Source organism: Arthrobacter sp. USHLN218 (genome assembly GCF_037144715.1).
Classification (GTDB): domain Bacteria; phylum Actinomycetota; class Actinomycetes; order Actinomycetales; family Micrococcaceae; genus Crystallibacter.
In genome coordinates this window covers 264,435-284,129 of the sequence record NZ_JBBCYT010000007.1, presented here as the reverse complement: position 1 = coordinate 284,129, position 19,695 = coordinate 264,435, and the positions used below count along the sequence as shown (strand labels likewise).

The window sequence follows — 19,695 nt, the reverse complement described above, 5'->3', positions numbered from 1 at the left end:
CGAACTGCCCCTGCTCGACGTCTTCGGCCGCGGCGGCGCCCTGAAGTCCTCCTGGTACGGCGACTGCCTCCCCTCCCGGGACTTCCCCATGCTCGTCAACCACTACAAGCAAGGCAACCTCGACCTCGACGCCTTCGTCACCGAACGCATCACCCTCGACCAAATCGAAGAAGCCTTCAACAAAATGCACGAAGGCAAAGTCCTCCGCTCCGTCGTGGAAATCGAACCCGCAGGAGCCACCGCATGAGCATCCGGATCGAGAACCTCGTCACCTCCGGCACCTTCTCGCTCGACGGCGGCACCTGGGACGTCGACAACAACGTCTGGATCCTCGGCGACGACTCCGAAGCCATCGTGATCGACCCGGCCCACAACCCGGCCTCCGTCGCCGAGGCAGTAGGAAACCGGACCGTCAAGGCCATCCTGCTCACCCACGGCCACGACGACCACATCCGGGCCGTCGGCGAAACCCGCCAGCTGCTCGGCGCCGAAGTCTACCTGCACGACGCCGACCGCATGCTCTGGGACGCCGTCTTCCCCGACGCCGCCCCGGACCACACGATCAACGACGGCGACACCTTCGACGTCGCCGGAACCACCCTGACCGCCCTGCACACCCCGGGCCACTCCCCCGGCTCCGTGTGCTTCCACCTGCCCTCCGAGGGCGTCCTGTTCAGCGGCGACACCCTCTTCAACGGCGGCCCCGGCGCCACCGGCCGCAGCTACTCCAGCTTCGAAACCATCATCGACTCGATCAAGAGCCGCCTGCTCACCCTGCCCGCCGAAACCACCGTCAACACCGGCCACGGCGACGCCACCACCATCGGAGCCGAGGCACCCCACCTCGACGAATGGATCGCCCGCGGCCACTAGGCCGGACGAGCACCGTCCCCGCGATACCGCCGCCCGGCCTCATTCCCGCACGGGAGTGAGGCCGGGCGGCGTGCCGTAGAGGGGCTGGGTCAGCACGTCGACCCCGTCCTGCTGCCACGGCAGGTGGCCGCCGTCGTCCGCCCACACGGCCTGCACCGCCCGGAGGCGACGCCCGTACAGCTTGCGGGCGTACAGCAGCACTTCTTCCTGGTCCTGCTCCTCCATCGGCGCCAGATAGACCCGCCGGGTACTGAGCCGCACGTTGAGAGTGGCCGGCAGCCGGGTGCCGCGGCCGATCACCATGTGCGCCATCTCGGCCAGCATCAGGTAGATCTCCCGCGGTTCCCTGCCGGCGATGAGGATCTCCGCGTGCCGCAGCTCCGTCAGTCCCACCGTGTAGCCGAAGGCGGGAAAATCCGGACCGCCTTCCACCAGCGCGGCGTGCCAGCCGTGCCGCGCGATGTTCATCCGAATCTTCTCCATGAGCTGCCGCACCGACATGCCGTTGCAGATATCGCACATGCTGCCTCCTTCAGGTGACCTGTCGTGGAATCAGTCTGGCCCTCGCCGTCGGCCGGGGATACCGGCTGCTTGCCGTTTGTGGATTACCACGGGCGGGGCCGTTCATTGCGCCGGCGGCAGGAGGCGCGCAGGACGGCACGGCCAGTCCGGTCTGTGCCAGAATGTGCGCATGACGGTCCCCAGCTATGACAGCGGGAAGCACCGCTCCGGGGTCCGGCTGGCGGCGATGCTGGCGGCGGGCACCCTGGCGGGAGGGCTGGCGGGGTCCTACTGGTCCTGGACCTATGCCCCGTCAGTGGGCTGGGCGGCGGCCTGCGTGACTTACCTGGTGTGGGTGTGGTCCGTCATCGGCGGCCTCTCGCCTGCCGCCACCGCGGCGCATGCGGTCCGCGAGGACACCGGCAGGGCGGCCTCGGACGTCCTCATCCTGGCGGCAACGCTGGCGAGCTTCGGCGGCGTCGCCCTCATCCTGCTGGACGCGGGAGAAGCCGACGGACCGCTGAAGGCGGGAATTATCGGCGTCGCCCTCGGCGGGATCATCCTCTCCTGGTGCCTGGTGCAGACGCTCTTCACCCTGCGGTACACGTTCCTCTACTACCGGGACCATGACGGCGTGGACTTCAATCAGGCGTCATCCCCGGCGTACCGGGACTTTGCCTACATGGCCTTCACGATCGGCATGACCTTCCAGGTTTCGGATACCGACCTGAAGACCGCCGCGGTCCGTGCCACGGTGCTGCGCCATGCCCTGCTCTCCTACCTGCTCGGCACGATCGTGCTCGCCACCACCATCAACCTGGTGGCTGGCCTCGTGCGCTGAACCGCCGGACGGCACCCGCGGAGCGCAGCGGTCAAGGCCCGGCTCCCGGCTTGCTGAACGGAAAGCTCAGCACGTCCCGGATGCTGGTTCCCTCGAGCAGCATCATGAGCCGGTCGATCCCGATCCCGAGCCCGCCGGCCGGCGGCATCCCGGTCTCCAACGCGAACAGGAACCCCTCGTCGACCCCGGCCGCGCCGGCCGCGCCGGCGCCGGCGTGCAGGGCCTGCTCGGTGAGCCGGCGGCGTTGTTCCAGCGGGTCCGTCAGCTCCGAGTAACCGGTGCCGATCTCCATCCCGTTGGCCACCAGGTCCCACCGTTCCACCAAGCCGGCGCCGCTGCGGTGCGGGGCCGCCAGCGGTGTGCTCTCGGCCGGGAAATCGTAGTAGAACGTCGGCAAGACCGTGGCCGGTTCGACGATCCGGGCGTAGAGTTCCTCCAGTACGGTTCCGGCGTCCGCCCCGGGACCGACGGCGAGCCCGTGCCGGTGGGCGAGCCGCACCAGGAGCTCGGGGTCCGAGTCGGCAGTAACGCGCCGGCCGAGGATCTGGGAGACGGCGTCGAGGACCTTGACCCACGCCCACGGTCCGGAGACATCGGTCAGTTCCGGAGGTTCCCCCGCGGCTTGTGCCCTGCGCAGGGGCACCAGGGCCGCTCCGTGCACCTCCGTGGCCGCGGCCTTGATCAGTCGTTCGGTCAGCTCTTTCATGTCCGCATAGTCGGCGAACGGGCTGTACGCCTCCAGGGAAGTGAACTCCGGGCTGTGGGTCGCGTCGGCCCCTTCGTTGCGGAAGTTGCGGCCGATCTCGAAGATGCGGCCGGTTCCCGCGACCAACAGCCGCTTGAGATAGAGCTCGGGTGCGGTGCGCAGGGTCAAATCGGCCCCGTACGCGTTGCTGTAGGTGCGGAAGGGGCGGGCCGCACCGCCGCCCGGCGCCGCGAGGATGGGTGTCTCGACCTCGCGGTAGCCTTCTTCCCCGAGCAGGCGCCGGATTTCGCTAAGGACCCGAGCCCGGCGCGCCAGCACGTCCCGTCCCGCCGGGCGAACCAGCAGGTCCATTTCACGGTGCCGCGGACGGCCGCCCGGCGCCACGGGCCCGCGGACGTACGGCACGGGATGCAGCGCCTTCGCAGCCACCTCCAGCTGCGAGACCAGGAACGACGGCGTGCCGGTGCGGGATCGCGCGGCTGTGGCGGTAACCACCACGAGGTCGCCGACGTCCAGCGCCCGGCTCAGCAGGCGAAGCCGCTCCGTGCCGAGGACCTCGCGCTCCAGCACCGCCTGCACCGTGCGCCCGCCATCCGTGAGGTCGGCGAACAGCACGCCGCCGTGGTGGCGCAGTCCGCAAATCCGCCCGTACACCCGGCAAGGCTGCCCCGGTCCGCCGTCGACGGACCCAACCGGGACTGCGGGCGCCATCCCGACCGGGTACGGCTCCATCCCCGCATCCCGGAGCATCTGTGCGTGCCGCAGCCGGTGCCGGGTCTGCGCGGAGAGCCTGCGGGCGGGGCCGCGAGGGCGGGGCGGGGCAGCCTCGAGCGCACCGACCAGCTCGAGCTCCGCTTCCGTCAGCCGGTTCTGCGGGGCTTCCCGGTGCCACAGCCCGGGCACAAAACCCTCGACCTGCGCCGCCGCCAGGGCCACCCGGGGCAGCACCAGGAGTCCGTCGAAGCACAGGTAGCGGGGGAACCACTCGGGCCGGTACTTGGCATTGGACCGGTAGAGCCGCTCCAGCTGGAAGAACCGTTCGAAGAAGCCCAGCAAGGACGTATTGAGCCGGGTCACCGCCCCGGCGCCGAGCCGGTCGGCATCGGCGAACAGCCCCCGGAACATCGCGAAGTTCAGTGAAATCCGGGCAATCCCGAGGTCCTTGGCCTGCTCCATCAGGCGGGCGACCAGCAGTTCGGTCGTCCCGTTGGCGGCCTCCGGCGAGCGCCGCATCAGGTCCAGGGACAGCCCGTTCCTCCCCCAGGGCACCAAGGACAGGAGGCCCGTGACGGCACCGCCGTCGGCGTGTGCGGTGACGATGAGGCAACGCCCGTCGGCGGGGTCGCCCCACCGGTTCAGTGCCATGGAAAATCCGCGGTCGCTTGCGCTCCCCCGCCACTTGTCCGCCAGCTCCCCCAGGGCAGCCAGTTCTGCCGGCGGCACGTCCCACTGCCGCCGGATCCGGACTTCAATACCCTCCCGGCGGGCATGGCGAACGGCGCGCCGTACATCGGCCAGGTTCCGGTCTGTCAGCGAGAACTGGTCCGCATACAGGATTGCCTCGTCACCGAGCACCAAAACGCCGAGCCCGGCCGCGGCAAACACCCGTGCCGCCTCTTCCGATGCGCCCACCACGCCCGGTGTCCAGCCGAACCGGCGTGCGTGGCGCTTCCACGCCTCCACCGCGGGCTGCCAGGCGGCCGGATCCCCGACCGGGTCCCCCGCCGCCAGGCATACCGAGCCAACCACCCTGTAGGCCACGGCGGCGCGCCCGTCCGGAGCGAAGATCAGTTCCTTGTCCCGGCGGGTCGCGAAATAGCCGAGCGCATCGTTGCCGCCGTACTCGGCAAGCAGGCCGCGCAGGGCGATTTCCTGTCCGCTCGTCCAGGCGCCCGGCCTGCGCCCCGAATGCAGGAAGACGAAGACGGTAGCCACGATCGTCACGGCCAGCAGGATCGACGTCAGCAGCGGGATACCCTCGGGGATCTGCCGGTAGAAGGCCGGCGCCACCCGGAGGCCGAGGGCGCGCAGCACCGCCACGCCGAGCACGTCCAGACCATCAACAGCCGGCCCGGTCCGGGCGCGCAGCAGGAGGTGCGGGAGCCCCACGGATAACACTGTTCCGCCGACCAGGGTCAGGGCGGCCGCCCGTGCCGCGCCGGCCCGCGTCCGCGCCGGGAACGCCGGACGCACCCACCACACGAGCCACAGGGTTAGCACGGAGGCGACGATCCCGATGAGCTCGATGATGGTGCCCGCGGCGAGCGCGGCTGCGGCCGGCCGGTCGCCGGCGGGGCGCCCCCACAGCTCGGCGAGGATAGCCGCCGAGACCAGCAGCCCCAGCACGGCGAAGATCGCCAACAGCATCAGCGCCACGCGCCGGCGCCGCAACAGCGCGCCGGTGACGAGGGCCAGGACCACGATGGACACGAGGGAGGGCGTCAGCGGAATGTTGAGTGCGCCGAACGCCACCACCACGGGCAGCCGCGACGGGAATCCCGCGATCCGCGCGAGCCAGAGGACGACGGCGGTCAGCGTCGCCACCGCGTAGAGCCAGGTCAGGATCCGGGCCCAGCGCTCCTGCGCCGGCGTGGGCTCCGGACGGCGGTGCCTGCGCCCGCCGGGCCTGTTCGGGGTGATCGACCGACCCATGTTCCACCGTCCCGCCGCTTCCGGGTCCTAGTCGCCCGGCCGCCCGGTCCGGTCCAGCAGCACCAGGAAGCCGGACTCCTCGGGTTCCCAGTCAGCGCGGTACCTGGCGAGCACGGCGCGCTCGACCGTCTCTACCCCGATACCGGGAACCAGGTCGTCCGCGGCGCCCGCGGTCGCCGGGTCCCATTCCAGCCCCAGCGCGTCGTACGCCTGGACCAGCACCTCCCGCAGCGGCCCGGAGTCCTCCACCACGATCACGGAGGAGAAGAGCCAGGCCCCGGAGACGACCCGCTGGGCGGTGCCCACGAGTTTGACCCGGGTACCGCCGTCGTACCCGGGAACCCCGTGCACGCTGTACTCCCCCGGACAGTACTCGCCCGGAATCTCCCCCATGCGGGCGGTCACGCCGGCATCCCGCAGCGCCGCCGCCAGCAGTTCGCCGAAGTAGGCGAAGCGGTGCCGCGAGGCTGCGATGGCGTCGGCTTCCGGCTGCACATGGTCGATGACCAGGCACCCGCGGTGGTAGGCCGCCGCGCGTCCCCCGGCCTTGCGCACCAGCGGCTCGAACCCGAGCGCCCTGCAGCGCTCCGCGGCCTCGGCAAAGCCGGCGAGATGCGCGTCGCGCTGGCCGAAAGCCACGCTCGGTTCCGGCCGGTAGATCCGCACCGTCGCCCCCAGCCGGCCGGCCTTGGCCGCCTGCAGCATCCGCAGCCCGTAATCCAGGTCTTCCGCGGCCCCGAAGGAGACGTCCTGCCGGACCCACGACAGCGACCGGTCCAGGTCCCCGGGCCACGCCGGCCCCGGGGTGGCGGACGACGGCCCGGAGGCTTCCGGCCGCTTCGCCGCCCCGCCGGCCGCCAGTTCAGTCGCCAACGGTCACTCCGCGCCAGAAGGCAACCCGGCCCTGGATCTTTTCGGCCTCCGGGGTAGTCAGCGGGTAGTACCAGGCGGCATCCTGGTTGCGCTCGCCGTCGACGTCGAGCGAGTAGTAGTGGGCCGTGCCCTTCCAGCCGCACTCGGAATGGTGGCTGGAAGGGACCAGGTATTCGTCCTTGACGCTGTCGCGCGGGAAGTAGTGGTTGCCTTCAACCACCAGGGTGTCCTCGGATTCGGCGATCACCGCGCCGCGCCATACTGCCCTGACCATGTCCTTCTCCCTCGTGCCGCTGGGGCCGTTCCTACCAGTAAACCGGTAACGTCCCGCAGCCGCCAATCACATGGCACACTCGGTGGCATGCGCGAACTGATCGTTCTCGGCACAGCGTCGCAGGTCCCCACGAGGACCCGGAACCACAACGGGTACCTACTGCTCTGGGACGGCGAAGGCCTGCTCTTCGACCCGGGTGAGGGGACGCAGCGGCAGATGATCCATGCCGGCGTCTCCGCCACCCGGATCACGCGGATCTGCCTGACCCACGTCCACGGGGACCACTGCTACGGCCTGCCCGGCGTGCTCTCCCGCATGGCCCTGGACGGCGTGCCCCATCCGGTCTATCTGCACTACCCGGCCTCCGGCGAGGACGTGGTCCGTGCGCTAGTCTCGGTAGCCTCCCCCGGAATCGACCTGCGGCTCTGCCCGCACGGCTCGGCCGGCCCCATCGCTGCCGGGCTCGAGGTCCGGGAACTGCGGCACCGGATCGAGACCTACGGCTACCGCCTCACCGAACCGGACGGCCACACCCTGCTGCCCAAGCGCCTCGCCGCGGCCGGCATCGCCGGGCCCGACGTCGGACGGCTCCAGCGCGAGGGCAGCCTCAACGGCGTGCGCCTGGAGGACGTGAGCGTGTACCGTCCCGGCCAGCGCTTCGCCTTCATCATGGACACCGCCGTGTGTCCCGGCGCCGAGGAACTGGCCGACGGCACCGACCTGCTCGTCACCGAGTCCACCTTTAACGACGACGACGAGGGGCTCGCCTCGCAGTATCGCCACCTCACCGCCGGACAGGCCGGTGCGCTGGCTGCCTCCGGCGGGGCCGGCACGCTGGTGCTGACGCACTTCTCCTCCCGCTACGGGGACGATGTGTCCGTGTTGGCGGAGCAGGCCGGCGCGCGGGCGGGCGGTGCCACGGTCCTCGCGGCGAAGGACCTGGAGAGGATCAGGCTCCCGAAGCGGCGGCACGTCCTCCCGCGGGCCTGACTACAGCCCTGCCACGAAGTACAGGTTGAACGGATCCGACTCGATCTCCTTGGCCTCGACCCGGCCGAAGCCCGCGTCCGAGAGCATGGACAGCGCCAGCTGCCGGCCCCAGACGGTACCCAGCCCGTCGCCGTCGAGCCCGAGCGAGACGCTCATGCAGTGGAACATCGAAATGGCATACAGGTAGCTGCCCCACGGGAGGGCGGCATTGTCCTCGACGTAGCTGGAGGCCTTGATGTCCACCAGCAGGAACACCCCGCCGGGCCGCAGCGCCTTGCGGATGTTCGCGAGCACCTGCGCCGGGTGCGCCTGGTCGTGGATCGCGTCGAACGCGGTCACCGCATCGAAGGCCTGCTCCCGGTCGAGGGCCGCCACGTCCAGCACCTCGAAGGACGCGTTCGCCAAGCCCATCCGGCCGGCCTCGGCGCGGGCGGCCTCAATGGCATGCCCGGAGAAGTCGTAGCCGGTGAACCTGCTGGCGGGGAAGGCCCTGGCCATCAGGTTGATCGCGTGGCCGCTGCCGCATCCGATGTCGCACAGATCGATACCCCGGGCCAGGCGTTTCGGCATTTCCGGCGCGAGCGGCAGGATCACGTCCAGCAGGGCCGCGTCGTGGACTGCCGCACTGGTCTCCGCCATGTTGCGGTGGAAGTGCGGGTACTCGGCGTAGGCCAGGCCGCCGCCGCGGTGGAAGCGGTCGATAATCTTCTGCTCCACCTCGCCCATCATGGAGATGTGCTGCATCAGCAGAGCCATGTTGTTCGGGCCCGCGGCCCGGGTCAGGACGGCCGCCTGTTCGCGGGGCAGCAGGTAGGTGCGGCCGGCGGCGTCGTAGCGGACTATCCCCGCAGCGGTCATGCCGCCCAGCCACTCCCGGACGTAGCGTTCGTCCAGGCCGCCCGCGTCGGCGATCTGCCTGCTCGTCGCCGCCGGCAGCTGCGCCAGCGTTTCGAACAGGCCGGTCTGGTGCCCGACGCTCGTGAGCAGGGCGATCGCAGCCTTGTTGAGGATCTCCAGGTAGCCTCCCGCGGCGGCAGCCGCCGCCGCGGCGTCATGGCCGCTACCGAGTTCTTCCAGAGTCGTTTCCTGGTCGATGGTCATTTTTCTTTTCCTTTGCTGTAGCGGACCTGCGTTACGGGACCACGGCTCCGGAGGCGGCGGACTGCCGGAGTCCGGACAAGGCCTCGGTGCCCTGCCGCGGCTGCCGCTCATCCTGTCCGGTGCGCGGCGGACGGGCCTTCCGCCGGTCCGCGAGCGCACCGTGGCGCAGGTACATGGCCAGCATGAAGGCGGTCGAAAGGATGTAGAAACCGTGCAGCGCCCAGATGGGCCCGGCCGGGAGGCTGTAGACGTAGACGGCATAGACGAGGTTCCCCGTGTTGCTCAACAGCAGGTTCCCCAGGCTGTAGGACGCCAGGTCGCGGGTCCGCACCGCCTTGACGATCATCGGCATGACGCTGCCGGCGAAGATGACGGTGGAGACACCGCCGGCCAGGACCGCCAGATCGATATCCATCACTGCTGCTCCTTCACGCTGTGTGCACTGGCTGTGCACCATCAACGCTACGGAGCGGCGAGAACCGGCGCGTCGGGACGATTACCCATTTCCTCCGGCCGCGGCATGGGCCATTTCATGCAGAGCCTGCCGGCCTGCGGGCTCCCGCGGGCTGCAGGCCGTGCTCATGGGCCCAGGCGGCGGCCGCGGTGCGGGACGACACTCCGAGCTTGGCGAAGATGTTGGCCAGGTGCCGGCCGACGGTCTTCTGGCTGATGAACAGCGCCTGGGCCGTGTCCTTGTTGCTGGCCCCCGAAGCGATCAGGGCCAGGACGTCGGCTTCCCGCTCGGTCAGGCCACCGGGCAGCGGGGTCCGGTCGAAGCGCCGGATGTCGGGCAGCGCGCCGAGCTCCCGGTAGATTGCGAGCGCCGTGGCCTCGTCGGCGTCGGCCACGGCCGGCTGGGACATCCCGCGGTGCGCCCTTGCGGACAGCTCGTAGAGCCTGGCCGTCTCATACCGGGCCTGCAGCGCCCGGTATCCCGCGGCCGCAGACTGCAGCCGGGGCAGGGCGTGCGCAAAGTCTGCCGCGTCGACCAGCACTTCCGCCCTGGCGTGTCCGGCCCACGCGCGGAAGCAGGCCGTGCCGAATTCGGCCGCCGTTTCCTCCAGCTGGGTGCAGAACCGTTCCGCTTCGTCCCGCAGCCCCCGGGCCAGGGCAATGCAGACCGCCGGCTCGAGCAGGCGCGCGCACGCCAGCCGGTCCCGCCCGGCCAGCGCCGAGCACAGCCCGGCCCATGCCGCGTCGCTATGGCCCGCCGCCTGCTGCAGCAGGGACTCCCCCGGCTGCGGGTCAGTGCCCAGCTCGCGGGCGCGGGCGTAGGCTGCCTGCGCTCCGCCGGCATCGCCGCGGAGCCGCCTCAGCTCGCCCAGTTGGTAGAAGGCCTCGCCCGCCACCCAGTTGTTCCGGCCGACCAGCTCCGCGCCGCTGCGCTCGATGGCCGCCTCCGCCTCGCCCCACCGGCCCTCCACACTGAGCAGCTGCAGCCGGTGGATGCGGCAGATGCCCGCGTAGACCACTTCCCCGTGGAACTGCTGGCACCATTGCTCCGTGGCGCGGGTCCAGGCGCTCATGCGCGGCAGGTCCCCCAGTTCATGGCAGGCATGGATCACCGTGCAGTAGATGTCCCCGGCCCATTCCGGCGGGATCGCCCCGGCGAGCACGGGCAGCATCGCCTCATCCAGCTGCGCGAAACCCGACGCCGTCCTGCCGGCGCGCAGATCGACCAGCCCGGACAGGACCAACCCGAACGAGGTCAGCTCCGGTGCGCGGTGCCGGCGGGCCAGCTCCTGCAGCCGTGCCGCGGCCTGCGCCGCCGGTCCGTCGGGGCTGAAGTCGAAGGCAATTGACGCGTCCAGGTACAGCAGGTAGCCCTGCGCCGGCCCCTCCGGCATGTCGGCCAGGATCCGCCGAGCCCGGCTGGCCCAGCCGGAGGCAATCACGAGGTCGCCCCGGATGAACCACAACAGGCCCAGGTTCAACGCTTTCATGGCCGCTTCGGCCGGCTCGCCACCGTCCAGGAAGCGGTGGTACACCTCCTCGGACAGGGACAGCGATTCCCGGACCTCCCCGACCCACCAGGCGGCGCTGCCCAGCAGGCCAAGATCCGCCGCTGACAATCCGGAGAGCTCCCTGGCGCGCCCGAAATCCCGATAGGCGGCATGCCAGTCACCGCGGGCGTAGGCCGTCCGCGCCGTGTCCACCAGTGCGTTGAAATCGTCCATCATCGGACTCCATCTCAACGGTAATCCCGCATCCGGGAATTGGTCGAGCCGCCGTTGAGCTGCCCGCAGCTCAAGCAAGTACGACGGCGGAACGTGAGTTCCGCCGTCGTACTCCCGCCGCAGGTCCGAGGCAGGGGCGTGCGGGATTCTGTCCCCGCGGACCAGCACGAGGGCCTAGCGGCTGCGTTCTTCCTCGCGCCCGTGCAGATGCGCGCGGATCCAGCGCCAGTTCGGGTCGTCGACGGTCTCGCCGCGCACTGCCCGAAGCTTCCCCAGCGCCGCTTCGCCCTCCGAAGTGCCGATTTCCACCGATACGCCAGGCACGGGAAGACCACCGGGAGCGGTCGTTTCGGTGGACGGAGCAGGCTTCGGAGACACCGACGTCGTGGCCCGCGCGCTGCGCTGGGCCGGAGCGGTCTGGTCGGGCACGGCCCGCTCGGTGCGGGTGGCGGATGCGGTGGGGCGCGGGCTCGCCGGCGCGGACGACGCCGTGCCCGTCGATTCCGGCACCGAGGTCGGGTCCGCGGTGGCGGCCCGGGACGGACCGGTCGCGGCCGCCGCCGTGCCCGTCGATTCCGGCACCGAGGTCGGGTCCGCGGTGGCGGCCCGGGACGGACCGGTCGCGGCCGCCGCCTTGTCCCGGGTCGAGCCGGTGGCCGGGGCGCTCGCAGCCTCCGGCGTCCCCGTTGCTCCCGCACCGTCGCTGGTCGGGACGGCAGCAGGCTCCTCGGCAGGGCCATTCGCTCCTGCCGCGGGGACCTGCGGGGAAGCGGCGCCGGCGGTCGGCAGCACGTCGCCTGCCGCCGGCTTTGGTTCAGCCTCGGTGGAGGCCGCCTTGCTGTCCACCGTGGGCCGGTCGTACGCGGGAGTCGTGCTGCTGGTCGATACCGCTACCGATCCGGTCGTCGTGAACGTCTTGGCGTCCGAGGGGTTGCCCGCGGCATCCGGTTCCGCTGGCTGAATCAGCGGCAGGACCACGGCCGCTGCCAGCCCGGTGGCGACGGCGGCGATGCCGGTGAACGCCACCGGCTTCCGAACCGAGGAGAGTCCGGCCGCAGAGGAGGCTGCGGCGGCGCTTCGGCGGCCGCGAACGCGGCGGCCGGGTGGAACGGCGGAGCCGGCACGCCGGCGACCGCGCGATGAGTGAATCTTCACGGGAATCCTCTCTACACGCCTGAGAAGTTAGCTGTCGGATTCGAGAGAGAGCATCCCGGCGCGGCCGCCGCACAGCAGGAACTGCTTCGGCTGGCCGCACTTCACCCCAAGGCGCCGGTGGCGCCGATGATGGTTCCTCCACCTCTGCCAGTGCAATTGAACGGACAGGTACGCTGGCAGAGTTCGGCGTGCGCACCAGGCCATGGCACCGTCCGGAGCATGGCGCCATCTAACGTATCGCCCCCTGCTGAATCGTTACAAACCCGTGACATGTGTTCGTGCTCACGCACGCGCTGAGCAGGCAAAACGCAGGTCCCGGGGCCATTGTCGGTCCCGGGACCTGGGTCACGGGCGAACGAGTACCTTCAGGGCTTCGCGGCTGGCCATTGCCCGATAGCCTGCAGGCACGTCGTCCAAGCCAATGGTCCGGTCAAAGACCTTGCCCGGTTCGATGGTGCCGTCGAGCACGAGCGGCAGTAGTTCGTCGATGTACGCCCTGGCGGGCGCGACGCCGCCGGTGAGCGTGATGTTGCGCATGAACTCGGGGAACCCGAGCGGCACGTCGGAGAACTGCGGTGCCCCGACGCGGCTGATGACGCCGCCGTCACGGACGACGCCAATGGCCATCTCGAGCGCAGGCTTGAGGCCCACGGCTTCGAGCACGGCGTGCGTGCCCTCGCCGTTCGTGAGTTCCTTGACCCTGGTGATGCCCTCCTCACCGCGTTCGGAAACCACGTCGGTGGCACCGAATTCGCGGCCAAGGTCCGTGCGGTCCGGGTGCCGTCCCATGAGGATGATGCGCGAGGCGCCCATCAGCTTGGCGGAGATGACCGCTGAGAGGCCGACCGCGCCGTCACCGATCACCGTGACCGTCTGGCCTGGCGCGATGCCGGCCTTCTTGGCCGCATGGTATCCGGTCGACATCACATCGGAGAGGCTCAACAGTGACGGAATCAGCTTCTCATCGAAGCCGGCAGGGACAACGACCAAGGTCCCGGAGGCCTGCGGGACACGGGCGAATTCACCCTGGCCCCCGTCATCATGTCCGCCCCAGTGGGCCCCGTGGCGGCAGGAGGTCTGCAGTCCCTCCCGGCAGAAATCGCACGTACCGTCGGAAGCGACGAACGGTGCGATGACGAAGTCCCCGATCGCTAGGCCGGTCACCTCGGATCCGAGTTCTTCGACGATGCCGACGAATTCGTGACCCATCCGCGCGCCCTCGGGGGTCTGCGGCATGGAGGCGTAGGGCCACAGGTCGCTGCCGCAGATGCAGCCTGCGACGATGCGCACGATCGCGTCGGCGGGTTCCTGGATGGCGGGGTTGGGGACGGCTTCGACGCGCACGTCTCCGGCGCCGTACATCAGTGTTGCTCGCATGGTGGGGTTCCTTAGTGGTTGTGTCGGGTTTCAGTCAACACCGGGCATGGATCGCCTGGGAGTGCCTGTCAGTACCCCCATGAGTGCCGGCGTGTTAAGCCGGCCGGCTTCGATGGAGTCGGGGCCGGTAGGTTGCCTGTGGTTAGCGGTCGCGGTCGATGGCGGCGTCGAGCCCGGCGGAGAGGGGTGCGCCGACGAGGTCGAGGGCGGCGAGGGCTTCGTCGATCCGCCGGAGGTCGTTCGCGGTGAGTTCGAGGTCGGCTGCGGGCAGATTGTCGTCCAGGTGGGTCAGGTGTGTGCCGCCGGGGATCGGCACGACCCAGGGTTTCTGCGCCAGCAGCCAGGCGAGGGCGATCTGTGCCGGGGAGGCGCCTTTTTCGGTGCCGAAATCCTTAAGGAAGTCGACCAGGGCGAAGTTCGCCTCGAGTGCCTCCGGGATGAAGCGCGGGAAGTCCGCGCGGAGATCATTGGGGTGGTCGAACTTCATGTCCCGGGTGATGCCGCCGGTGAGGAAGCCCTGTCCGAGCGGGCCCCAGGCGACCAGTCCGATCCCGAGCTCCTCGCAGACCCCGAACTTCGTGGTTTCCGGCTCCCGCATCCACAGCGAGTAGTGGTCCTGGATGACTGCGATGGGCTGGACGGCGTGGGCGCGGCGGATATTGGTTTCGCTCGCCTCGGACAGGCCGAAGTGGCGCACCTTGCCCTCGGCGATCAGGTCCTTGACGGTGCCCGCGACGTCCTCCATCGGAACGTTCGGGTCGACCCGGTGCTGGTAAAGCACGTCGATGTGGTCTGTGCGCAGCCGGCGCAGCGAGGCGTCGACGACGTCGCGGATATGCGCCGGGCGGCTGTTGAGCCCGACCGTTTCGCCGTTCTCGTTGATGTCGAACCCGAACTTGGTGGCCACCACAACGTCGTCCCGGATGGGCTGCAGGGCTTCACCGACGAGGTCTTCGTTGAGGTAAGGGCCGTAGCCTTCGGCGGTGTCGAACAGGGTGACGCCGCGTTCGGCGGCGGACCGGATGACGGCAAGGGCTTCGGCCCGGTCGGTAGCGGGGCCGAGGCCGAAGCTCAGGCCCATGCAGCCGAGGCCCATGGCAGAAGTTTCCAGGCCGTCGCCGAGCTTGCGTGTTTTCATGGGAGTTTTTCCTTTGTTTCGTGGGGAACAGGTGGTGGTCGAGGGGCAGGTGCTGCAAAGAACGAACCCGGGTTCAGGTGGTCAGCGCGCGTGCGCGGCCTGCGGCACGGACACGGTGGCCGGGGTTTCGCGGATCCGCCGGGCCGCGAGGTCTGCGGGCAGGATGAGGGCTGCGCTGACCGCCAGGGCCAGGAGCAGGAGGACGCTGCCGGTGGTGAGGGCGGCGCTGACCTGCGCAGCCAGTTGCCCTGTGGCAGGGCCGCCGGCAGGGACGGTGGCTGCGGCCGCGACGGCGATGCCGAGTCCCAGGCAGGTGCCTACCTGGTGGAAGGTGTTCACCAGGCCGGACGCGGCGCCGGCGTCTGCCGCCGGGGCACCGGCAATCCCGAATGACGTCAAGGGCGCGAAGGCCAACCCCTGGCCGGCACCGATGAGGATCATCGGCAGGGCGACTGCCGTCCCGTAGCTCGAGTCGGCCCCGGCCCGGCTGAGCCAGAACATCCCGGCGAGGGTGATCAGGATCCCTGCCAATAGGGCAGCCGAGCCCGGCATCCGCCTGACCAGCGGCGGGATGCTCATGGCGACGGCGAAGTTCACGGCGGTCATCGGCAGGAAGCCGATCCCGGCCTGCAGCGGGTTGAAGCCGAGGACTTCCTGCATGTACTGCGTGGTGAAGAAGAAGAACCCGATCATCGCACCGAGGTAGAGGAAGCGGGCCACGTAGGCGCCGGTGCGGCGGCGGCTCGCGAACAGGCGCAGCGGCATGATCGGCTGGGCCGCCTTGCGCTCGATCAGCACGAACACGGCCAGGAGTACGGCGCCGGCGCTCACTGCCATCGTGGTGACCGGCTCGTTCCAGCCGGCCTCGGCGGTGTGGATGATGCCGAAGACGAGCGCGCCCACGCCCAGGGTCGCCGTGAGCGCGCCGGGCACGTCGAAGCGTCCGCGGGCGCGTCCGGTCTCGGGCAGGAACCGGGGAGCAAGCGCGATCATCAAAGCCCCGATCGGGACGTTGACGAAGAACCCGGCCCGCCACGAGATCCAATGGGCCAGGGCGCCGCCGACCACCAGCCCGAGGCTGGCGCCGATCCCGGCCGTCGCCCCGTACAGGGACACGGCCCTGATCCGCTCACGGCCTTCCGGGAAGCTCGCGGTAAGCAACGACAACGACGCCGGTGCCACGATCGCAGCGCCTACGCCCTGTACGGCGCGGCCGGCGATCGCAAACCAGCCCGCCGGCGCCAGGCCGATCAGCAGCGACGCGAGCGAGAACACCACCAGCCCGAACACGAACACGCGCCGGCGCCCGAGCAAGTCGCCGGCCCGGGCGCCCAGGAGCAGCAGGCCGCCGAAGACCAGCGTGTAGGCATCCTGGATCCACGAGAGCTCACCGGTGCTCAACAGCAGCTCGGCCTGCAGGCTGGGCAGGGCAGTGAAGATGACCGAGTTGTCCAAAAGAATCATGAAGTAGCTTGCCAGGATGATTGCCAGGATCGCCGCCGGGCGGGCAGCTGTTGTGGGTGCTCGTTTCATGCTTTCCATGCAACCGCGATTCCTTAGAGTCAGGGAGTCACGGTCGTTCCGGGTAATGGCAGTGCCTCCCTCGCTCCCAAGCCCGGGCGTAGCGTGGATCCCATGACACACAGCGACGACGTGCGGAAGTTCCTGTCTTCCCGCCGTGCCCGGATCACGCCCGAGGAAGCCGGGCTGCCGGCCTACGGCGGCAACCGCCGCGTGGCCGGACTGCGCCGCGAGGAAGTCGCCATGCTCGCCGGGATGAGCATCGATTACTACATCCGCCTGGAGCGCGGAAACCTCTCCGGCGCCTCGGACAGCGTTTTGGAGGCCCTCGCGCGCGCCCTGAAGCTTGACGACGCCGAGACGGCCCACCTTTTCGATCTGGCCCGCGCTGCTTCAGCCGCTCCCCGGGTGCGGCGCAAGCGCAGTCCCCTGACGGTGCGGCCCAGTGTGCAGCGGGTCATCGACGCGATTACGACGGCGCCCGCTTGGGTGCGTAACGACCGCGGCGACGTCCTGGCCGCCAACGAGCTCGGCCGCGCCCTTTATCTGGACATGATGGCAGAACGAACTACCCCGCCCAACAGCGCACGATTCACCTTCCTCAACCCTAAGGCCCGCGAGTTCTTCGCCGAATGGGAGCGCAGCGCCGACGACATCGTCGCCGTCCTGCGGTCCACCGCCGGGAAAAATCCCTACGACAAGGACCTCACGGACCTGATCGGGGAACTCTCCACCCGCAGCGAGGAGTTCCGCACCCGATGGGCCCGGCACGACGTCAAGTACCACCGCACCGGCCGCAAAAGGCTCCACCACCCCATCGTCGGCGACCTGGACCTGACATACGAAGCCCTCGAACTGCCCTCCGACCCCGGACTGCGGATCAACGTATACACCGCCGACCCGAACACGCCGTCGGAGGACGCCCTGAAAGTCCTCGCCAGCTGGGCGGCCACACAACGTGAAACGGCGCAGACTGGCGCCGTCAAGGAGAACAAATGACGAACAACCGCCAGCTCACAGTATTGATTGCAGGCGCTACCGGCAGTATCGGCCGCCACGCCGTAGCCGAGGCGCTGCGCGGGGGCTACACCGTCAGGGCACTCGTGCGCGACCGGGCCCGCGCCGCACGCACCCTGCCCGACGATGTTGAAGTCGTCGTCGGAGACCTGACCCGACCCGAAACACTCGTTTCTGCCGTTGAAAAGGTGGACGCCGTCGTACTTACCCATGGCTCCACCACGAGCGAACGCGACGTGCGCGACAACGACTATGCCGGCGTCGCCAACATCCTCCGCGCGCTGGAGGGCAGAAGCGTGCGCATCGCGCTCATGACGGCGATTGGTGTGACCAGGCCAGGCATGCCGTACACCCAGTGGAAGCTGCGCAGCGAGCGGCTCGTGAAGGCCAGCGGCAACCCCTACACAATCGTGCGGCCGGGCTGGTTCGACCACAACCAGGCCGACCAACGCAGGATAGTCATGCTCCAGGGCGACCGCCGGCAAAGCGGCACGCCCGCCGACGGTGCCATTGCGCGTGACCAAATTGCCCGCGTGCTCATCGACAGCCTTCGCACCGATGCCGCCCGGAGCAAGACCTTCGAGCTCGTCGCCGAGCACGGGAGCGAGCAGGATGACCTCGCTGCGGTCTTCGCTGCCCTCAGGCCGGACTCCCCCGGATCCCTCGACGCTGACGAAAACACCGTTGACCTTCCTATCGATGACGAACCCGAGGCTTTCGGCCGCGACCTAGCCGCGGTCACTGAAGCGAAAGGTTAGACCGGGCGCGCTGGCCGGGGAGGTGCGGCACCGTGGGGCCCGGGCGATCGACGGATTGAGGATCGTTTCGTCGCCCGGGGATGCCCTCCTAGGTTCAACGTTTCCCCAAACGCGGTTTGGCGGTCATACTCTTGTGCGGGGGAAGGCTTCGGGGGTTCGACGCATGTCTCCTAGAGATCACTCACTCGCCTAGGAGCATCATGAAGTCCACTCCCCTGCGCCGCGCCGCGGCCGCCCTGCTCGCCGCATCACTGCTCGCTGCCCTAGTACCCGGCACCGCCATGGCGGCACCGGCCCCTGGACAGGTACAGGTGGCAGCCAGCCTGGACAAACCCGAGCTCGTCTCTGCCGGCTACACCGGCTTTACCCTCGACTGGGATGCGGTCACCGGGGCCAACCGGTACGAGGTCCGCTTTTCCACACGCTCCGACATGGCCGGCGCACCAGTCATCGAGAAGGTCAACAGCCGATACCTGGGCGACCTGGAGGACGCGACTACCTACTACATCCAGTACCGGGCGCTGTACCGCGAGCCCGGCAGCGACTACGGCGAGTACGTCCGCTCGGCCTGGTCGCCCACGCTGAAGGCCACGACACAGGCCAACTACCCCGGCGCATTCACCGCACTGGAGACGACCGGCGGGCAGGACAGCATCACGGTCAGCTGGAACCGCACCGCGGACACTACCCACTACACGGTGACGATCGCGGACAACATGGCCATGACGCTGCGGCCGCGCACTTACCTCAACGTCACGGGCACCACCTTGACCATCCGGAACCTCACGCACGGATCCCGCTCCTCCATGCCGAGCTTCATTCGGGTCCAGGCGCACAACAAGACCTACAAGACCCGCACCTCGGTCCGGCTCACCGCCTACCCCGCGGCCCCGGTCGTCGGCGGCAGCGAGCCGCTGACCGTTGCCAGCCAGAACCTGCTCTGTGCCAGCTGCACGGTCACCGGCGCCCCGCACTGGAATACCCGCAAGCTCACGCACCTGAAAACCATCAAGGCGAAGAACCCGGACGTGCTCCTGCTCCAGGAGGCCATGAACGTGAACATCCCGGGCACCGCCAGCACCAAGGCCATGACCGACTTCCAGGCCCGGCTGAAGACCATCGGCTATGCACTGGACCGGACGCCGGAGAAGGCCGGCACCAAGCACTACTGGAACCGCGTCGCCTACAAAAGCTCCAAATACACGGTCGTGAAACGGGGCACTTTCGCCCTGCCGACCCCGGCGGGCCAGGACCGCCGCGGTGCCGCTTGGGTAGCCCTGAAATCGAAGAAGACCGGCAAGATCTTCTACGCCGTGTCCTACCACGTCGACCCTAAGCTGCCGCTGACCGGCTCCGTCTCCAAAACCGCCGTCCTGCAGACCATCGACCGGCAGATGAAGACGATCAACACCCGCAACCGCGCTGTCGTTGTCGGCGGGGACATGAACAGCAGCTTCTACCAGCTGCCCTCCAACGCCCCGCACGAGGCCTTCATCAAGGCGGGCTGGACCGACACCGCTTCCTCGGCGGCGAAGACCGACTTCCTCTACCCCACCACCAACGGCTACCGGAAACAGCAGACGTCGACGTTCGGGCGCATCGACTACGTCTTCACGAAGAACATCGCCGGCACCGCCTCGTACGAGAACGTCCTCGACATCGACGCCGCGGGCCGGCTGCGCTCCACCCCGGCGTCGGACCACAACATGGTCCTGGCCAGGCTCAAGCTGAAGTAAGGCTC

17 protein-coding genes, 1 pseudogene and 1 riboswitch are annotated in these 19,695 nt (G+C 69.4%); of the genes and pseudogenes, 7 read left to right on the top strand and 11 right to left on the bottom strand.

Annotated elements, in window-relative coordinates:
- Both WFH44_RS16965 and WFH44_RS16960 read left to right on the top strand, forming a co-directional pair.
- Positions 1–247 (top strand): annotated as a pseudogene (locus tag WFH44_RS16965) (S-(hydroxymethyl)mycothiol dehydrogenase); the annotation flags it as partial.
- Complete coding sequence (locus WFH44_RS16960; protein ID WP_336715197.1) at positions 244–873, top strand: MBL fold metallo-hydrolase; 630 nt, start codon at positions 244–246, stop codon at positions 871–873. The pseudogene WFH44_RS16965 and the gene WFH44_RS16960, both read left to right, overlap by 4 nt.
- 39 nt (positions 874–912) lie before the next feature.
- Here the strand turns inward: WFH44_RS16960 and WFH44_RS16955 are convergent, their stop codons facing one another.
- Positions 913–1,395 (bottom strand): DUF4262 domain-containing protein, encoded by a 483-nt coding sequence (locus WFH44_RS16955; protein ID WP_336715195.1) that lies wholly within the window; start codon positions 1,393–1,395, stop codon positions 913–915.
- Between the two features lie 169 nt (positions 1,396–1,564).
- Between WFH44_RS16955 and WFH44_RS16950 the strand changes: the two genes are divergently transcribed.
- Positions 1,565–2,215, top strand: coding sequence for a DUF1345 domain-containing protein (locus tag WFH44_RS16950; protein WP_336715192.1), 651 nt, complete (start codon positions 1,565–1,567; stop codon positions 2,213–2,215).
- A gap of 31 nt (positions 2,216–2,246) precedes the next feature.
- Here the strand turns inward: WFH44_RS16950 and lysX are convergent, their stop codons facing one another.
- From lysX to WFH44_RS16935, 3 genes are all read right to left on the bottom strand, one after another.
- Positions 2,247–5,573: a bifunctional lysylphosphatidylglycerol synthetase/lysine--tRNA ligase LysX gene (lysX, locus tag WFH44_RS16945; RefSeq protein WP_336715189.1), complete on the bottom strand. Its 3,327-nt coding sequence runs from the start codon at positions 5,571–5,573 to the stop codon at positions 2,247–2,249.
- 27 nt (positions 5,574–5,600) lie between these two features.
- Positions 5,601–6,353 carry a lipoate--protein ligase family protein gene (locus WFH44_RS16940; RefSeq protein ID WP_336715228.1) on the bottom strand — a complete coding sequence of 251 codons (753 nt, stop codon included), beginning with the start codon at positions 6,351–6,353 and terminating at the stop codon, positions 5,601–5,603.
- Between the two features lie 82 nt (positions 6,354–6,435).
- Positions 6,436–6,720: a DUF427 domain-containing protein gene (locus WFH44_RS16935; protein WP_336715186.1), complete on the bottom strand. Its 285-nt coding sequence runs from the start codon at positions 6,718–6,720 to the stop codon at positions 6,436–6,438.
- 87 nt (positions 6,721–6,807) lie between these two features.
- On the opposite strand from WFH44_RS16935, the gene WFH44_RS16930 reads away from it, so the two are divergent.
- Positions 6,808–7,710 carry a ribonuclease Z gene (locus WFH44_RS16930; RefSeq protein ID WP_336715182.1) on the top strand — a complete coding sequence of 301 codons (903 nt, stop codon included), beginning with the start codon at positions 6,808–6,810 and terminating at the stop codon, positions 7,708–7,710.
- Here WFH44_RS16930 and WFH44_RS16925 read toward each other — a convergent pair whose 3' ends face one another.
- From WFH44_RS16925 to WFH44_RS16895, 7 genes are all read right to left on the bottom strand, one after another.
- Complete coding sequence (locus WFH44_RS16925; RefSeq protein WP_336715179.1) at positions 7,711–8,811, bottom strand: class I SAM-dependent methyltransferase; 1,101 nt, start codon at positions 8,809–8,811, stop codon at positions 7,711–7,713.
- A 31-nt stretch (positions 8,812–8,842) separates the two neighbouring features.
- Entirely contained in the window at positions 8,843–9,226 is a 384-nt protein-coding gene (locus WFH44_RS16920) for a hypothetical protein (RefSeq protein ID WP_336715177.1), read from the bottom strand.
- A 115-nt stretch (positions 9,227–9,341) separates the two neighbouring features.
- Positions 9,342–10,991, bottom strand: a complete 1,650-nt coding sequence (locus WFH44_RS16915; RefSeq protein ID WP_336715175.1) for a response regulator transcription factor — start codon at positions 10,989–10,991, stop codon at positions 9,342–9,344.
- Positions 10,992–11,162: 171 nt separating this feature from the next.
- Positions 11,163–12,143 (bottom strand): hypothetical protein, encoded by a 981-nt coding sequence (locus tag WFH44_RS16910; protein WP_336715173.1) that lies wholly within the window; start codon positions 12,141–12,143, stop codon positions 11,163–11,165.
- 2 nt (positions 12,144–12,145) lie between these two features.
- Positions 12,146–12,338: riboswitch (cyclic di-AMP (ydaO/yuaA leader) on the bottom strand.
- A 150-nt stretch (positions 12,339–12,488) separates the two neighbouring features.
- Positions 12,489–13,520 carry a zinc-dependent alcohol dehydrogenase family protein gene (locus tag WFH44_RS16905; protein ID WP_336715171.1) on the bottom strand — a complete coding sequence of 344 codons (1,032 nt, stop codon included), beginning with the start codon at positions 13,518–13,520 and terminating at the stop codon, positions 12,489–12,491.
- A gap of 142 nt (positions 13,521–13,662) precedes the next feature.
- Positions 13,663–14,658, bottom strand: coding sequence for an aldo/keto reductase (locus tag WFH44_RS16900; protein WP_336715169.1), 996 nt, complete (start codon positions 14,656–14,658; stop codon positions 13,663–13,665).
- 81 nt (positions 14,659–14,739) lie between these two features.
- Positions 14,740–16,191: an MFS transporter gene (locus tag WFH44_RS16895; RefSeq protein ID WP_336715167.1), complete on the bottom strand. Its 1,452-nt coding sequence runs from the start codon at positions 16,189–16,191 to the stop codon at positions 14,740–14,742.
- Positions 16,192–16,293: 102 nt separating this feature from the next.
- Between WFH44_RS16895 and WFH44_RS16890 the strand changes: the two genes are divergently transcribed.
- The 3 genes from WFH44_RS16890 to WFH44_RS16880 all read left to right on the top strand — a co-directional run bounded on the left by WFH44_RS16890 (position 16,294) and on the right by WFH44_RS16880 (position 19,690).
- Positions 16,294–17,178 carry a helix-turn-helix transcriptional regulator gene (locus tag WFH44_RS16890; RefSeq protein ID WP_336715166.1) on the top strand — a complete coding sequence of 295 codons (885 nt, stop codon included), beginning with the start codon at positions 16,294–16,296 and terminating at the stop codon, positions 17,176–17,178.
- Positions 17,175–17,954: an SDR family oxidoreductase gene (locus WFH44_RS16885; protein ID WP_336715164.1), complete on the top strand. Its 780-nt coding sequence runs from the start codon at positions 17,175–17,177 to the stop codon at positions 17,952–17,954. Before WFH44_RS16890 ends, WFH44_RS16885 begins: the two co-directional genes overlap by 4 nt.
- Positions 17,955–18,154: 200 nt before the next feature.
- On the top strand, positions 18,155–19,690 hold the full coding sequence (locus WFH44_RS16880; RefSeq protein WP_336715162.1) for an endonuclease/exonuclease/phosphatase family protein: 1,536 nt from the start codon (positions 18,155–18,157) through the stop codon (positions 19,688–19,690).
- Positions 19,691–19,695: the final 5 nt, after the last annotated feature.

Bases quoted from the DNA above. Each gene is read 5' to 3' on its own strand.
- WFH44_RS16960 (WP_336715197.1), top strand. From the start codon at position 244: ATGAGCATCCGGATCGAGAACCTCGTCACCTCCGGCACCTTCTCGCTC.
- WFH44_RS16955 (WP_336715195.1), bottom strand. From the start codon at position 1,395: ATGTGCGATATCTGCAACGGCATGTCGGTGCGGCAGCTCATGGAGAAG.
- WFH44_RS16950 (WP_336715192.1), top strand. From the start codon at position 1,565: ATGACGGTCCCCAGCTATGACAGCGGGAAGCACCGCTCCGGGGTCCGG.
- lysX (WP_336715189.1), bottom strand. From the start codon at position 5,573: ATGGGTCGGTCGATCACCCCGAACAGGCCCGGCGGGCGCAGGCACCGC.
- WFH44_RS16935 (WP_336715186.1), bottom strand. From the start codon at position 6,720: ATGGTCAGGGCAGTATGGCGCGGCGCGGTGATCGCCGAATCCGAGGAC.
- WFH44_RS16930 (WP_336715182.1), top strand. From the start codon at position 6,808: ATGCGCGAACTGATCGTTCTCGGCACAGCGTCGCAGGTCCCCACGAGG.
- WFH44_RS16925 (WP_336715179.1), bottom strand. From the start codon at position 8,811: ATGACCATCGACCAGGAAACGACTCTGGAAGAACTCGGTAGCGGCCAT.
- WFH44_RS16920 (WP_336715177.1), bottom strand. From the start codon at position 9,226: ATGGATATCGATCTGGCGGTCCTGGCCGGCGGTGTCTCCACCGTCATC.
- WFH44_RS16915 (WP_336715175.1), bottom strand. From the start codon at position 10,991: ATGATGGACGATTTCAACGCACTGGTGGACACGGCGCGGACGGCCTAC.
- WFH44_RS16905 (WP_336715171.1), bottom strand. From the start codon at position 13,520: ATGCGAGCAACACTGATGTACGGCGCCGGAGACGTGCGCGTCGAAGCC.
- WFH44_RS16900 (WP_336715169.1), bottom strand. From the start codon at position 14,658: ATGAAAACACGCAAGCTCGGCGACGGCCTGGAAACTTCTGCCATGGGC.
- WFH44_RS16895 (WP_336715167.1), bottom strand. From the start codon at position 16,191: ATGAAACGAGCACCCACAACAGCTGCCCGCCCGGCGGCGATCCTGGCA.
- WFH44_RS16890 (WP_336715166.1), top strand. From the start codon at position 16,294: ATGACACACAGCGACGACGTGCGGAAGTTCCTGTCTTCCCGCCGTGCC.
- WFH44_RS16885 (WP_336715164.1), top strand. From the start codon at position 17,175: ATGACGAACAACCGCCAGCTCACAGTATTGATTGCAGGCGCTACCGGC.
- WFH44_RS16880 (WP_336715162.1), top strand. From the start codon at position 18,155: ATGAAGTCCACTCCCCTGCGCCGCGCCGCGGCCGCCCTGCTCGCCGCA.